The organism is Streptomyces venezuelae, from assembly GCF_008642315.1.
Lineage (GTDB): Bacteria > Actinomycetota > Actinomycetes > Streptomycetales > Streptomycetaceae > Streptomyces > Streptomyces venezuelae_D.
Window position 1 is genome coordinate 8,374,771 of record NZ_CP029192.1, and the last position, 14,111, is coordinate 8,388,881.

The window sequence follows — 14,111 nt, forward strand, 5'->3', positions numbered from 1 at the left end:
CGGATCACGGGGGTGTACGCCAGTCGAGGTCAGGGGCGGTCGCGGTCGCCGCCCTGGAACGCGTCGAGGATCTGCTCGGCGGCGGACGTGGCCGTCAAGGTGCCTTCGCGGACGCGCTGTTCGAGGTCCGAGGCGAGTTGCTTGACCTCCGCGTGGCCGAGAAGCCGGCCGAGGAGCTCGTCGCGCACCATCGACCAGGTCCAGTCGACCTGCTGGTCGCGGCGCTTGGCGGCGAGACGGCCCGTCGAGTCGAGCAGGGCGCGGTGCTGCTCGATCCGCTCCCACAGCGTGTCGAGGCCGCTGGACTCCCGTGCGCTGCAGGTCAGCACCGGGGGAGTCCAGGCCGCGTCGGCCGGGTGCATCAGCCGCAGCGCACCGGCCAGTTCACGTGCCGCCGACCGCGCGTCCCGCTCGTGCGGGCCGTCCGCCTTGTTCACGGCGATGACGTCGGCGAGTTCCAGTACGCCCTTCTTGATGCCCTGGAGCTGGTCGCCGGTGCGGGCGAGGGTCAGCAGCAGGAACGTGTCGACCATGTTCGCGACCGCCGTCTCCGACTGCCCGACGCCCACGGTCTCCACGAGCACCACGTCGTACCCCGCCGCCTCCATCACCACGATGGACTCGCGCGTGGCCTTGGCGACCCCGCCGAGCGTCCCCGCCGAGGGAGAAGGCCGCACGAAAGCGGCGGGATCCGTCGCGAGCCGCTCCATCCTGGTCTTGTCGCCCAGGATGGAACCGCCCGTGCGCGTCGACGACGGGTCGACCGCGAGCACCGCGACCCGGTGCCCGAGCGAGGTCAGCATCGTGCCGAGCGTGTCGATGAACGTGGACTTGCCCACGCCCGGCACGCCGCTGATGCCGACCCGTCGCGCCCGCCCGCTGTGCGGAAGCAACTCGGTGAGCAGCTGCTGCGCCAGCGCGCGGTGCTGCGGACGGGTCGATTCGACGAGAGTGATCGCCCGCGCGACGAACGCGCGCTTCCCGTCGAGGACGCCCTTCACATACGTATCGATGTCGATCGTCACAGGCATGGCTCTTCTCGCCGCTCACCGACTCACAGTTCGTGGCCGAGATCGGCCGCCAGACGCTTCACCAGGTCGAACGCCGCATCGGGGATCACCGTGCCGGGCGGGAACACCGCCGTGGCGCCCGCCTCGTGCAGGGCCTCGACGTCCTGCGGCGGGATGACGCCGCCCACGACGATCATGATGTCCTCGCGGCCCTCGGCGGCCAGCTCCTCGCGCAGCGCCGGTACGAGGGTGAGGTGACCGGCGGCCAGGGACGAGACGCCCACGATGTGCACGTCCGCCTCCACGGCCTGGCGCGCGACCTCCGCGGGGGTCTGGAACAGCGGGCCGACGTCGACGTCGAAGCCCAGGTCGGCGAAGGCGGTGGCGATGACCTTCTGGCCCCGGTCGTGCCCGTCCTGGCCCATCTTCGCGACCAGGATGCGCGGCCTGCGCCCCTCGGCCTCGTCGAAGGAGTCCACCAGCGCGCGCGTGCGCTCGACGGACGGGGACTGGCCTGCTTCGGTGCGGTACACACCGGAGATCGTACGGATCTGGCCCGCGTGCCGCCCGTACACCGTCTCCAGTGCGTCGGAGATCTCACCGACCGTCGCCTTCGCGCGGGCCGCGTCGACCGCGAGCGCCAGCAGGTTGCCTTCGAGGCCCTGGCCGGGGCCGCGCTCGGCGGCCGCGGTGAGCGCGCGCAACGCGTCCTGACACGCCGCCTCGTCGCGCTCCTCGCGCAGCCGCTTCAGCTTGGCGATCTGCTGGGCGCGCACCGAGGAGTTGTCGACCTTCAGGACGTCGATCTGCTCGTCGCTGTCCACCCGGTACTTGTTGACGCCGATGACCGGCTGGCGCCCTGAGTCGATGCGCGCCTGTGTGCGCGCCGCGGCCTCCTCGACGCGGAGCTTCGGGATGCCCGCGTCGATGGCCTGCGCCATGCCGCCCGCCGCCTCGACCTCCTCGATGTGCTGCCAGGCGCGCCGCGCCAGGTCGTACGTGAGCTTCTCGACGTAGGCGCTGCCGCCCCACGGGTCGATCGTCCGGGTCGTCCCCGACTCCTGCTGGATCAGGAGCTGCGTGTTGCGGGCGATGCGCGCCGAGAAGTCGGTCGGCAGGGCGAGCGCCTCGTCGAGCGCGTTGGTGTGCAGGGACTGCGTGTGACCCTGCGTCGCGGCCATCGCCTCGACACACGTGCGCGTCACGTTGTTGAACACGTCCTGTGCGGTCAGCGACCAGCCCGACGTCTGCGAGTGGGTGCGCAGGGAGAGCGACTTGGCGTTCTTCGGGTCGAACTGCTTGACCAGCTTCGCCCACAGCAGGCGCGCCGCGCGGAGCTTGGCGACCTCCATGAAGAAGTTCATGCCGATCGCCCAGAAGAAGGAGAGCCGCGGCGCGAACGCGTCCACGTCCAGCCCCGCGTCCCGGCCCGCGCGCAGGTACTCCACGCCGTCGGCGAGGGTGTACGCGAGCTCCAGGTCGGCCGTCGCGCCCGCTTCCTGGATGTGGTAGCCGGAGATGGAGATCGAGTTGTAGCGCGGCATCTTCTGCGAGGTGTACGCGAAGATGTCGGAGATGATCCGCATCGAGGGCTTCGGCGGATAGATGTAGGTGTTGCGGACCATGAACTCCTTGAGGATGTCGTTCTGGATGGTCCCGGCCAGCTTCTCGGGCGGTACGCCCTGTTCCTCGGCCGCCACGATGTACAGCGCGAGCACGGGCAGCACCGCGCCGTTCATCGTCATCGACACCGTCATCTTGTCCAGCGGGATCCCGTCGAACAGCTGCCGCATGTCGTAGATCGAGTCGATGGCGACGCCCGCCATGCCGACGTCACCGGTGACGCGCGGGTGGTCGCTGTCGTAGCCGCGGTGGGTGGGCAGGTCGAAGGCGACCGACAGGCCCTTCTGGCCGGCCGCGAGGTTGCGGCGGTAGAACGCGTTGGACTCCTCGGCGGTGGAGAATCCCGCGTACTGCCGGATCGTCCACGGCTGGTTCACGTACATCGTCGGGTACGGGCCGCGCAGGTACGGCGCGACGCCCGGGTACGTCTGAAGGAAGTCGAGGCCCTCCGCGTCCGCCCCGGTGTACAGCGGCTTGACCGCGATGCCCTCGGGCGTCTCCCACAGCAGGTCCGCCTCGGACTTGCCGACGGACTCCTTGACGGCGGCGTGCCACTGCTCGGCCGACGGGGACGGCCCGCCGCCCGCGCCCAGCTCGATGTCGTCGAACTCGGGGATCCGCATTACGCCACTCCCATGCGGTCGAGGGTGGAGGTGAGCACGGCGACCGCGTCGCAGCCGGCGAAGACGTACTCGTCGATGTCGGTGAACTCCCCGCGTCCGGCGAGGAACACGCGCAGCGCGCCCGCCGCCTTCAGGGCCCGCGCGACCGCGTCGGCCTGCTCTGCGTAGAGCGCGTCGCTGGAGCAGACGCACGCCACCGCGGCGCCGCTCGCCGCGAACGCCTCCGCGGCCGTGTCCGCGTCCACCGTCACCGGGTCGTGCACGGGCTCGATCCCGCCCGCCATGAAGAGGTTGGCGGCGAACGTCGTCCGCGCGGTGTGCGCGGCGGCCGGGCCGAGCGCGGCGACGAACACCTTGGGGCGGGCGCCGGTCGTCTCCAGGTGTGCGTCCGAGCGGGCGCGGAGCTCCTCGTACGCCTCGTCGCGGCGCACCCGGGGCAGACCGCCGGAGGGCGCTACCGGAGCGGGCTCGCGCTCCACCGGACGTTCCGTCAGCAGCGGGAACTCGCTGACGCCCGTGATGGGTTCGCGGCGCTTGGCCAGCTTCTTCTTGCGCGCGGCCCAGGTCGCGGCGATCCGGTCGCCGACGAGCCCGGAGCGCAGGGCCGCGCCGTGCCCGTCCGCGCGCTCGATCTCCTTGAAGAAGTCCCACGCGGCGTGGGCGAGTTCGTCGGTGAGCTTCTCCACGTACCAGGAGCCGCCCGCCGGGTCGATGACGCGCGCCAGGTGCGACTCCTCCAGGAGGATCGTCGACGTGTTGCGGGCGATGCGGCGCGCGAACGCGTCCGGCAGGCCGAGCTCGTGGTCGAACGGCAGGACCGTGACGGCGTTCGCGCCGCCCACACCCGCACCGAGGCAGGCCACGGTCGTCCGCAGCATGTTCACCCACGGGTCGCGGCGGGTCATCATCACGGGAGAGGTCACCGCGTGCTGCCGCTGCGCCCCGGCCGCCGGGACCCCGGACACCTCGGCGACGCGCGCCCAGAGGCGGCGCGCGGCCCGCAGCTTGGCGATGGTCAGGAACTGGTCGGCGGTGGCCGCGTACCGGAACTCCAGCTGCGCGAAGGCCTTGTCGACGCTCAGACCGGCTTCGTGGAGCGCGCGCAGGTACGCGACGCCCGTGGCGAGCGAGGCGCCGAGCTCCTGCGCGGCGGAGGCGCCCGCCTCGTGGTACGGCAGGGCATCCACGGTCAGGGCGCGCAGCCCGGCGTAGCGCTCGCCGCACAGCCGGGCCAGCTCGGCGACTCCCTCGAAGGAAGCCGCCGTGTCCCCGGTGCGGGCCTCGTGCCCGAGCGGATCGGCGCCGAGCGTGCCGCGCACCGCGTCGTCGGCGACCCCCGCGGCCTCGTACAGGCGCAGGAGTTCCCGAGCGGCGGGCCCTGCCTGGTCGCCCGCGTCGAGCGCGAGGGGCACCAGGTCGAGGTAGACGCCATCGAGGGCGCGCTCCAGGCCGGTGACCGGGAGGCCGGCGTGGCCCACGGTCAGCCAGAGGGAGGTGACGCCGTTCTCCAGGTCGGTGAGGACGGCGTCGTTGGTGCGCGCGGGGTCGGCGCTCGCGTACCGCTGCCGGACGTCCCAGCCGCCCGGGGTGTTGCCCTCGGGAACGGAACCCCTGACGAACGGGGCGAAGCCGGGGAGCCCGGCATCGGGCGCGGCGTCGCGCGCGGTGTACAGGGGGCGGGTGGTGAGCCCGTCCTCGAGAGCGGTGGACAGCGCTTCCTCTGCGGCCGTCCCCGATACGTCCTTACCCGACTTGCGCAGCACGCCTTCCACCAGGCGGTGCCACTGCTCATGGGTCGCATCAGGGAACTCGGCGGCCAGCGAAAGCCCGTCGTCAGGCAGGACCGTCATGCCCCGATGCTAGGGCGCAATTCATGGCACGGGGTGCCATGAATGGCTGTGACCTTGCCCTCTTCCGATGGCTCTTGATCTCAAACGAGCGGAGGGCTATTGCTTGCCGGAGGCATCGAGTCCGGCACCAAGTCGGGCATGGCGGCAGATATCGCGGCAGTGAGACGTCAGGCGGGGACGTCGCTGGAGGTCCGGGGCGGTGCGATCGCCTTTCCCGTGACGTACTGCACGTACTCGCGGTGCAGTCGGAACCCCGCCGTCCAGGCCAGCAGACGGCTGGGACGGTTGTCACGGCTGCACGACCAGCTCGCCGTGCGGCCGCGCGCGGCGATGTCCGCGCACAGGGCGGTGACGCAGGCGAGGCCCAGTCGTTCGCGGCGGCGCTCGGGGGCGGTCAGCACGGCCACGTCCTCGTACGTCTGCCCGGTGAAGTAGCTGCAGGCCACCGCGGCGACACGGCCGCCCCGGTCCACCGCCGCCCACGCGTGCCCGGAGTCCGCGAGACCCTCGGGGCCGCCCCAACTGTCGTGGATCCACGTCGAGTCGGGCGACAGCGCGGCGAGCGCGGGCGCGTCGGAGGCCGCCAGACGGCGCACGGTCACACCGCGCGGCGTCCGCGGCGGCGGCACCGGTTCGCGGTGGACGTACACCATGCGCTCGTCCGGTACGAGGCGGTCGAAGGCGGCGCCGAGTACCGGAAGGAAGCGGGCGGGGGCCTCCACATGGCTGCGGGCGAACGGCGCGAGCAGGTCGGGCGCGACGCCGCCCGGGTCGCCGCTGAGCAGCACATGGCCGGCGCACGAGACCGCCACGGCCCGAGGATCGAGGGCGCGGTCGGCCCACCAGTGGCCGACGCCCGTGGTGGTCACGTGCTCGGGGAGCGACGCGGGCCCGGGGGAGCCGGGCGCGAACCAGCGCGGCACGGCGGGCAGGTGGTGCGAGGGAAGCTGCATCATCAGACGCTCCTCCGGAGTGAGACCTTCGAGTGAACGGGGCGCACCGGTCGGCAGGGCCGTGACCGGTGGCCGGCTGCCTGGGCGCCGGGTTCCCGTTCCGTACGACATCCAACTGGCCCCGGGCCGCTCGCTCAAGAGCGCCTTTGCGGAATCGACGCCTCCCTTACGGCGGGACGGTGCGGGGCCGGGCGGCCTCCGGCGCAGGCATCGCGTCAGAGGGCGGCGCGGTTGCGTCAACGTCGCGTCATGGAGGGTCGGTTGACACCCGGTGCCGGGCATAACGTCACCGTATGCCGTCGGACTCCCACCGGAACCGCGGTCTCCGTTCCACGTTCCCTGCCGCCATCCTTTGCCGTCTCCCTGGAGGAACCCATGGCCGAGCTCCTGTACGACGAGGACCCCGAGCCCTGCGAACCCGGCCCGGCCGGACCGCTGTTCGTCCCCGTCCGGCCGGGACCCGCGGGCCACGTCGCCCGCCTGTTCCGCACACCCGTCGGCGGCCGCACCGCCGTCGCCTTCACGACTCCCCGGCTCCTGAGCGCGGCCCTCGGCCCCCGACAGCCGTGGATCAGGCTCTCCGAACCGGCGCTCCGGTCCCTCGCCGAGCCGCTCGGCGTCCGCGAGGTCACCGTCGACCCCCGGCTCGCCGCCCACCCCGTCGGACCGCCCCGCACCACCGTCCGACGGGAACCGGACCTCCGTCCCGTCGGCGCTCCGAGTGCCACCGGCACGAGCGAGCCCTTGCGGGCCCTGATCACGCGGAACGGCTGAGGACGAGACAAGGCGAAGAGAGAAGCTGCCATGACCACACTGCGCGTTCCCCCGCTCCCGGCACAGCCCCCCGCCCCGCTCCCGGCACCGGCCCCCGCGGCCCCGCTCGACACCGACCTGTCCGTCTGGCCCACGACCACCACCCGGCCCGCCCACGGCGACCTCACCGTCGGCGGCGTCCCGCTCACCGACATCGCGGAGCGCTTCGGCACTCCCGCCTACCTCATCGACGAGGCCGACGTCCGCGCCCGCTGCCGCACGTACCGGCGCGCCTTCCCGGACGCCGACGTCCTCTACGCCGCCAAGGCGTTCCTGTGCCGCGCCATGGCGCACTGGGTGGAGGAGGAGGGCCTCGGACTCGACGTGTGCTCGGCGGGGGAACTGGAACTCGCCGTCACCACGGGCTTCCCCGCGGACCGCATCGTGCTGCACGGCAACGCCAAGAGCCCACATGACCTGGCGGCCGCCCTCCGGCTCGGTGTGGGCCGGATCGTCATCGACAGCGCCTCGGAGATCGCGCGGCTCGCCGCCGCCGTGCCGCCCGGCAGCCGCCAGAAGGTGATGGTCCGGGTGGTGCCCGGCATCGCCGCGGGCGGCCACGCCAAGATCCGCACGGGCACCGACGACCAGAAGTTCGGCCTCTCGCTCACGGACGGCTCCGCCCAGCACGCGGTCGCCCGCATCCTCGGCCAGCCGACCCTCGAACTCGTGGGCCTGCACTGCCACCTCGGCTCCCAGATCACCGCCGAGAAGCCGTTCCTCGCCGCCGTGCGCCGCCTGGTCGGCCTGATGGCCCGCATCAAGGACCAGCACGGGCTCGCCCTGCCCGAACTGGACCTCGGAGGCGGGCACGGCATCGCGTACCGCCCCGGCGAGGAGGCCCTCGACATCGCCGTGCTCGCCCGCAGGGTGCGGGCCGAACTGGCCGGGAGCTGCGCGGCGGCGGACCTGCCGGTGCCCCGCCTGACCGTGGAGCCCGGACGCGCCATCGCGGGCCCCGCAGGTGTGGCGCTCTACCGGGTTCTCGCGGTCAAGCGCACCGGCGGGCAGACCTTCGTCGCCGTCGACGGCGGCATGAGCGACAACCCGCGCCCCGCCCTGTACGGCGTGCGCTACCTGCCCCGGCTCGTCGGGCGCCGCTCCACGGCCGAACCCGCCGCGGTCACCGTCGTCGGCAGGCACTGCGAGGCCGGCGACATCCTCGCCTCGGACGTCGCGCTGCCCGGCGACGTGCGGCCCGGCGACCTGCTCGGTGTCCCCGTCGCCGGTGCGTACCACCTGTCGATGGCGTCCGGCTACAACCTCGTCGGCCGCCCGCCCGTGGTCGCCGTGTCCGACGGACACGCCCGGCTGCTGGTCCGCCGGGAGTCCCTGGAGGACTTCAGGAGCCGGGACATCGGCCTCTAGAGGACCTTTCGCCCTGATTCGCGGAGGTGGAGCCGGGGAACCCGTGAGCAGTGATCGGCAGGCCACGAGGATCCCGTTCCGTACGTCGACTCCTGCGGCCTGCGTCCTTGCCACCCAGGAGTCCACCCAGGAGGACCCATGCCGGACAACACGCTGCAGCTGCTGACCAAGGGCTACGCGTGGCTCCCCGACCTGAGCCGCCGCAACGGGCCGGGGCCCGTCCGCACCCGGCTGCTCGGCAAACCGGTCGTCGCGTTGCGCGGGCCCGCGGCCGTCGGGTTCTTCTACGACGAGGACCACGTCCGCCGCCGCACGGCCCTGCCCGAGCCCGTGCTGAGCACGCTCTTCGGCAAGGGCGCGGTGCACACGCTCGACGGGGAGGAGCACCGGCAGCGCAAGGCGCTCTTCGTGAGGGTCCTCAAGGACACGGAAGGGGTCGCCGGGCTCGCGCGCCATGTCGAGCGGGAGTGGGAGCGGTCGGCCAAGGAGTGGACGGGCCGCTCGCAGGTCACGCTGTTCGACGAGGTGAGCCTGCTGATCACGCGGGCCGTGTGCACCTGGGCGGGCGTGCCGCTGCCCGAGCACCCCGACGACGAGGCACGGCGGACCGCCCGGGACCTGGTGGCGATGGTCGACGGGTTCGCCACCGCCGGGCCCCGGCACTGGAAGGCGCGGCGCGCCAGGCAGCGCCAGGAGGGCAGGCTCGCCCGCCTCGTCGAGGACCTCCGGTCGACCGGGGGAGAGGCGTCCGACGGGGACGGGCGGCCGCCGTCCGTGGTGGGCGCCGTGGCCCTCCACCGGGACGCCGACGGCGAGCTGCTCGATCCGCGTACGGCCGCCGTGGAGATCCTCAACATCCTCCGGCCCACCGTCGCCGTCACCTGGTACACGGTGTTCGGCGCGCACGCCCTGCACCGCAATCCGGGCCTGCGGGAACGCCTCGCCGCGCGGGAGGAGGGGTACGCGCGTGCGTTCGCCCACGAGGTGCGGCGCTTCTACCCGTTCGCGCCGTTCGTCGCGGGTCTGGCCCCCGCCGACATCGAGTGGCACGGCGAGCCCATCCCCGAGGGCGCGATGGTCCTCCTCGACCTCTACGGACAGAACCACGACCCGGAGCTGTGGAACTCGCCGTACGTCTTCGACCCCGACCGGTTCGACGGCCGCGAGCCCGGCCGCGACGAACTCGTCCCCCAGGGCGGTGGAGAGGTCTCCGAGGGGCACCGCTGCCCGGGCGAGGACGTCACCCTCGCGGTCCTGAGCACCCTGCTCCCGCACCTCGCCCGGCTCGACTACGACGTCCCCCAGCAGGACCTGCGCATCACCCTGCACCGCATGCCGACCAGGCCCCGCAGCGGCTTCGTCATCACCGGAGTGCGCTGAGCCGATCGGCTGAATTCGGCCTCGGGGACAGAACAAGAGCACGGAACACCAGCACGGAACACACCTACGGAAAGGCGCGAGGCATGCCCCGAGCGGCGCTGTTCGACGTGGACGGAACACTCACCGACACCAATCACCTGCATGTGACCACTTGGTGGGAGGCGTTCCGCCAAGCGGAACAACAGGTCGCCATGCACGACATCCACCGGTCCATCGGCCTCGGCTCGACCGACCTCATCGCCCGGCTCCTCGGCGAGGACCGCGACCGCGACCAGGACGAGAAGATCAGCGCCGCGCACAAGACGCTGTACGGCACGTACTTCGACCGGCTGCCCGCGCTGAACGGAGCCCGCGACCTGCTCCACGCGCTGCACGACCGCGGATGGCGCATCGTCCTCGCGACCTCGGCGGGCGGCGAGGAGCTCGGGGCGCTGCGCCGGGCCATCGACGCCGACGACGTCATCGCCGGAGTCGCCAGCGCGGACGACGTGTCCGCCGGCAAACCGGCCCCCGACCCCGTCCACCACGCCCTGGAGATCGCCGAATGCGCCCCGGGGGACGCGCTGTTCGTCGGCGACACCGTGTGGGACATGCAGGCGGCGTCCCGTGCCGGCGTCCGCAGCGTCGCGCTCCTCTGCGGCGGCATCCCCCGAGGCGACCTGGAGGAGGCGGGCGCATCGGCCGTGTTCGCGGACCCCGCCGACATGCTGAGCCGCCTGGACAGTGAGGTCCTCACCGGCGAGAAGTGACCCGCCCGGCGAGAAGGCGGGGGGAGGAGGGCCGACCGGCCGCACCCCAATGCGGCCGGTCGGCGATGCGTGCGCCCGATGGCCGTTCCGACGCCGCGCACCCCGCGTCCCGTGTGCCCCGCGCACGCCGGTACATGCAAGGCACCGACAGATCGAGTGACGTCGCGAACGCACATGCGGAATCCCGCAGTCGGGCTCACGGGCCGTTCGCCACATCCATGTGCGGACACCTGTTTGGTGGTTCGACGCAGGGGCAGGCGAACGTCGTGCTTCGGACCGGAGGCGCGTTTGCGGGGAGCGGTGTGTTTGCTCCTGGTGGATGCCCGATACCGGGGTGGCCCGTTTCCTCGCGGTCCTTGTTGGCGCATCGCTGAGGAGCGAACCGATGCTTACGAACCTCAATGAATACTCCGCTCGCCGCCGCACCGCGGCCCGGCACACGCACCACGACGCACCCGACACCACCGCTGAGTTCGCCCGGCTCGCCGCTCTCGGCGACGGCCCGGAGCGGGAGGTCCTGTGCGCGGAGATCGTCGAGGCATGGCTGCCCATGGCCCACCGTCTCGCCGCCCGCTACCGCAACAAGGGCGAGAGCCTCGAAGACCTGCGGCAGGTCGCCGCGATGGGTCTGGTCAAGGCCGTCAACCGTTTCGAGCCGGGCCGCGGTGCCTTCGAGAGCTACGCCGTGCCCACCATCACCGGTGAACTGCGCAGGCACTTCCGCGACCGCATGTGGGACGTGCGCGTCCCCCGCCGCGTCCAGGACCTGCGCAACAAGGTCCGTGTCGCCCGGCGCGAACTCCGCGACCTGCCGGGCAGCAGCGGCCCCGAACCCTCCCTCGCCGACATCGCCGCGCACGCGGGCCTGACGGAGGACGAGGTGAAGGACGGCATGCAGGCCATGGAGGGCTACAGCGCCCTGTCGCTGGACGCCGAGATCTCGTCCACCGACCCCGACGGCTTCAGCCTCGCCGACACGCTCGGCGCGCCCGACGCCGCGTACGACATCGTCACCGACCGGGAGGCGGCGAAGCGGGGCCTGCGCAAGCTGCCGGAGCGCGAGCGGACCATCCTCTACCTGCGCTTCTTCGAGGACATGACGCAGAGCCGCATAGCGGAGGAGCTCGGCATCTCGCAGATGCACGTCTCGCGCCTGATCAGCACCAGTTGCGCCCGGGTACGCGCCGAGGCCGACGGCCGCCCGGCGGCCCGCGCGGCCTGACCGCGACACAGCTCGGCCCGCCTACCGCATCGGTGGACGGGCCGCTGTGCCGGTGCGGAGCGAGCGCCGCTACAGAATCGCGCCGGGCGTGTACGCCGCGGCCTCGGGGTGCTCCTTGAGCAGGGCCTCGATCTGTGCGACGACCGTGGTGACCTGGTCGCTCGCGGCGCCGGTGAACGACAGCTTGTCGGCCATGAGTTCGTCGAGCTGCGCGCGGTCCAGCGGGATGCGGGAGTCGGCGGCCAGCTTGTCGAGCAGCTCGTTGCGCTCGGCGCCCTGCTCACGCATCGCGAGGGCGGAGGCGACCGCGTTCTCCTTGATGGCCTCGTGGGCCTCCTCGCGGCCGACGCCCGCGCGCACCGAGGCCATCAGGACCTTGGTGGTGGCGAGGAAGGGGAGGTAGCGGTCGAGCTCGCGGGCCACGACCGCCGGGAAGGCGCCGAACTCGTCGAGCACGGTCAGGAACGTCTCCAGAAGACCGTCGAGCGCGAAGAACGCGTCGGGCAGCGCGACCCGTCGAACCACGGAGCACGAGACGTCGCCCTCGTTCCACTGGTCGCCCGCCAGCTCACCGGTCATCGACGCGTAGCCGCGCAGGATGACAGTGAGGCCGTTGACGCGCTCGCAGGAGCGGGTGTTCATCTTGTGCGGCATCGCGGACGAGCCGACCTGGCCGGGCTTGAAGCCCTCGGTGACCAGCTCGTGGCCCGCCATCAGACGGATCGTCTTGGCGATGGAGGAGGGCGCGGCGGCGACCTGCACGAGCGCGGTCACGACGTCGTAGTCGAGGGAGCGCGGGTAGACCTGGCCGACCGAGGTGAAGGCCGACTCGAAGCCCAGGTGCGAGGCGATCCGCTGCTCCAGGTCGGCGAGCTTCGCGGCGTCGCCGCCGAGCAGGTCGAGCATGTCCTGGGCGGTGCCCACCGGGCCCTTGATGCCGCGCAGCGGGTAGCGGCCGATCAGCTCGTCCAGGCGGCGGTAGGCGACGAGCAGCTCGTCGGCGCCGGTCGCGAAGCGCTTGCCCAGCGTCGTCGCCTGCGCGGCGACGTTGTGGGAGCGACCGGCCATGACCAGCTCGCCGTACTCACCGGCGAGCTTGCCGAGCCGGGCGAGGACCGCGACGGTACGCGAGCGGATCAGCTCGAGGGAGAGCCGGATCTGCAGCTGCTCCACGTTCTCGGTGAGGTCGCGCGAGGTCATGCCCTTGTGGACGTGCTCGTGCCCGGCGAGGGCGTTGAACTCCTCGATGCGGGCCTTCACGTCATGCCGCGTGACCTTCTCGCGGTCGGCGATCGAGGCCAAGTCGACCTGGTCGAGCACGCGCTCGTAGTCGGCGATGGCGGCGTCGGGAACCTCGATCCCGAGATCCTTCTGGGCACGCAGCACGGCGAGCCAGAGCTGACGCTCCAGCTTCACCTTCTGCTCGGGCGACCAGAGGGTGGCGAGCTCGGCGGAGGCATAACGTCCGGCGAGGACGTTCGGGATACGGGGCTTTGCGGGCGCGGCAGTCACGTGTACGGAGTTTACCGGGCGTCCATACAGGCTCCGAACCATCCGCGTATGTAGGAACCTCCAGGTCAGAGCACCTGGAGGCCCGGCGAACGAGGGTCAGCCCTTGAGCGGGCCGCCGTTGATCGCGACGCGCCGACCGTAGCGGGTCAGCGGATAGTAGTCGTACGTCGCGTGGTGCTGCACGCACCGGTTGTCCCAGAAGACCAGGGTGTTCGGGGTCCAGCGGACGCGGCAGGTCAGCAGCGGGCGGTTCGTCACGAGGGCGAAGAGCATGTCGAGCACCGCGCGGCTCTCGTCCTCCGACAGCTGCGGGATGCGGGAGGTGTACGCCGGGTTCACGTAGAGGATCGGGCGGTCGGTCTCGGGGTGCCGGACCACGAGCGGGTGTTCGTTGACGGGGATCTCGTAGTTCGGCGGCACGGTGTAGCCGCGGAAGCTCTGCTCGCCGTCGTGCACGGCGGTCAGGCCGTCGAGGAGCCCGCGCCAGGTGGGGGAGAGCATCTCGTAGGCCAGGTGCATGTTGGCGAACAGGGTGTCGCCGCCGCTCCCGCCCGCCGGGGTCTCGGTGATGTAGAGCATCGAGCCGAGGGAGGGCTCGGCGTCCGCGGTGCCGTCCGCGTGCCAGGCGTTCCCCGCGACGTTCGCGGCGGCCGAGCTGGTCTTGATCTCCAGTACGTACGGGTCGCCCTCCGGCGGCGGCGGGTTCACCGGGCGCAGCTCGCCGAAGTGCCCCGCGAGCCGCTTGTGCTCCTCCTCGGTGATGTCCTGGTCGCGGAAGACCAGGACGTGGTGGTCGAGGAAGGCCGTCCTGACCTCGGCCAGCTGCGCGTCGGACAGCTCGCCGAGGTCCACGCCGGTGACCTCGGCGCCGATGACGGGTGTCAGCGGGGCGACGGATATCTCCTGGTAGCCCCTCGGCGGCCTGGTCGTGATCGCTTCGAGGGCGTCAAGCTCGTACTGCTCCACAGGGTCCTCCTGGGGTCGTGGGGTGTGGGTCGGTGGGTCGGC

The 14,111-nt window shown here is 72.2% G+C and carries 11 protein-coding genes; 5 read left to right on the forward strand and 6 right to left on the reverse strand.

Annotated features, from left to right (window positions below; all coding sequences use genetic code 11):
- Positions 1–29: 29 nt before the first annotated feature.
- The 4 genes from meaB to DEJ48_RS37070 form a co-directional block, all read right to left on the reverse strand.
- Positions 30–1,031, reverse strand: coding sequence for a methylmalonyl Co-A mutase-associated GTPase MeaB (gene meaB / locus DEJ48_RS37055; protein ID WP_150220488.1), 1,002 nt, complete (start codon positions 1,029–1,031; stop codon positions 30–32).
- A 23-nt stretch (positions 1,032–1,054) separates the two neighbouring features.
- Complete coding sequence (scpA, locus tag DEJ48_RS37060) at positions 1,055–3,256, reverse strand: methylmalonyl-CoA mutase (protein ID WP_150220489.1); 2,202 nt, start codon at positions 3,254–3,256, stop codon at positions 1,055–1,057.
- Positions 3,256–5,106, reverse strand: coding sequence for a methylmalonyl-CoA mutase small subunit (gene mutA / locus DEJ48_RS37065; RefSeq protein WP_150220490.1), 1,851 nt, complete (start codon positions 5,104–5,106; stop codon positions 3,256–3,258). Before mutA ends, scpA begins: the two co-directional genes overlap by 1 nt.
- A gap of 167 nt (positions 5,107–5,273) precedes the next feature.
- Positions 5,274–6,062: a GNAT family N-acetyltransferase gene (locus DEJ48_RS37070; protein WP_150220491.1), complete on the reverse strand. Its 789-nt coding sequence runs from the start codon at positions 6,060–6,062 to the stop codon at positions 5,274–5,276.
- Positions 6,063–6,434: 372 nt separating this feature from the next.
- On the opposite strand from DEJ48_RS37070, the gene DEJ48_RS37075 reads away from it, so the two are divergent.
- The 5 genes from DEJ48_RS37075 (at position 6,435) to DEJ48_RS37095 (ending at position 11,591) form a co-directional block, all read left to right on the forward strand.
- Entirely contained in the window at positions 6,435–6,833 is a 399-nt protein-coding gene (locus DEJ48_RS37075) for an SAV_915 family protein (protein ID WP_150220492.1), read from the forward strand.
- A 30-nt stretch (positions 6,834–6,863) separates the two neighbouring features.
- Positions 6,864–8,240 (forward strand): diaminopimelate decarboxylase, encoded by a 1,377-nt coding sequence (gene lysA / locus DEJ48_RS37080; protein WP_150220493.1) that lies wholly within the window; start codon positions 6,864–6,866, stop codon positions 8,238–8,240.
- A gap of 138 nt (positions 8,241–8,378) precedes the next feature.
- A complete protein-coding gene (locus DEJ48_RS37085) occupies positions 8,379–9,620 on the forward strand; it encodes a cytochrome P450 (RefSeq protein ID WP_150220494.1) in 1,242 nt (413 codons plus the stop codon).
- An 83-nt stretch (positions 9,621–9,703) separates the two neighbouring features.
- Positions 9,704–10,369 (forward strand): HAD family hydrolase, encoded by a 666-nt coding sequence (locus DEJ48_RS37090; RefSeq protein ID WP_150220495.1) that lies wholly within the window; start codon positions 9,704–9,706, stop codon positions 10,367–10,369.
- Between the two features lie 385 nt (positions 10,370–10,754).
- Positions 10,755–11,591 carry a SigB/SigF/SigG family RNA polymerase sigma factor gene (locus DEJ48_RS37095; protein ID WP_150220496.1) on the forward strand — a complete coding sequence of 279 codons (837 nt, stop codon included), beginning with the start codon at positions 10,755–10,757 and terminating at the stop codon, positions 11,589–11,591.
- Between the two features lie 69 nt (positions 11,592–11,660).
- On the opposite strand, the gene purB is transcribed toward DEJ48_RS37095, so the two are convergent.
- A complete protein-coding gene (gene purB / locus DEJ48_RS37100; RefSeq protein ID WP_150220497.1) occupies positions 11,661–13,103 on the reverse strand; it encodes an adenylosuccinate lyase in 1,443 nt (480 codons plus the stop codon).
- A 96-nt stretch (positions 13,104–13,199) separates the two neighbouring features.
- Positions 13,200–14,069 carry a TauD/TfdA dioxygenase family protein gene (locus tag DEJ48_RS37105; protein ID WP_150220498.1) on the reverse strand — a complete coding sequence of 290 codons (870 nt, stop codon included), beginning with the start codon at positions 14,067–14,069 and terminating at the stop codon, positions 13,200–13,202.
- Between the last annotated feature and the right edge of the window lie 42 nt (positions 14,070–14,111).

Coding starts and splice junctions, on each gene's coding strand:
- meaB (WP_150220488.1), bottom strand. CDS start 1,031: ATGCCTGTGACGATCGACATCGATACGTATGTGAAGGGCGTCCTCGAC.
- scpA (WP_150220489.1), bottom strand. CDS start 3,256: ATGCGGATCCCCGAGTTCGACGACATCGAGCTGGGCGCGGGCGGCGGG.
- mutA (WP_150220490.1), bottom strand. CDS start 5,106: ATGACGGTCCTGCCTGACGACGGGCTTTCGCTGGCCGCCGAGTTCCCT.
- DEJ48_RS37070 (WP_150220491.1), bottom strand. CDS start 6,062: ATGATGCAGCTTCCCTCGCACCACCTGCCCGCCGTGCCGCGCTGGTTC.
- DEJ48_RS37075 (WP_150220492.1), top strand. CDS start 6,435: ATGGCCGAGCTCCTGTACGACGAGGACCCCGAGCCCTGCGAACCCGGC.
- lysA (WP_150220493.1), top strand. CDS start 6,864: ATGACCACACTGCGCGTTCCCCCGCTCCCGGCACAGCCCCCCGCCCCG.
- DEJ48_RS37085 (WP_150220494.1), top strand. CDS start 8,379: ATGCCGGACAACACGCTGCAGCTGCTGACCAAGGGCTACGCGTGGCTC.
- DEJ48_RS37090 (WP_150220495.1), top strand. CDS start 9,704: ATGCCCCGAGCGGCGCTGTTCGACGTGGACGGAACACTCACCGACACC.
- DEJ48_RS37095 (WP_150220496.1), top strand. CDS start 10,755: ATGCTTACGAACCTCAATGAATACTCCGCTCGCCGCCGCACCGCGGCC.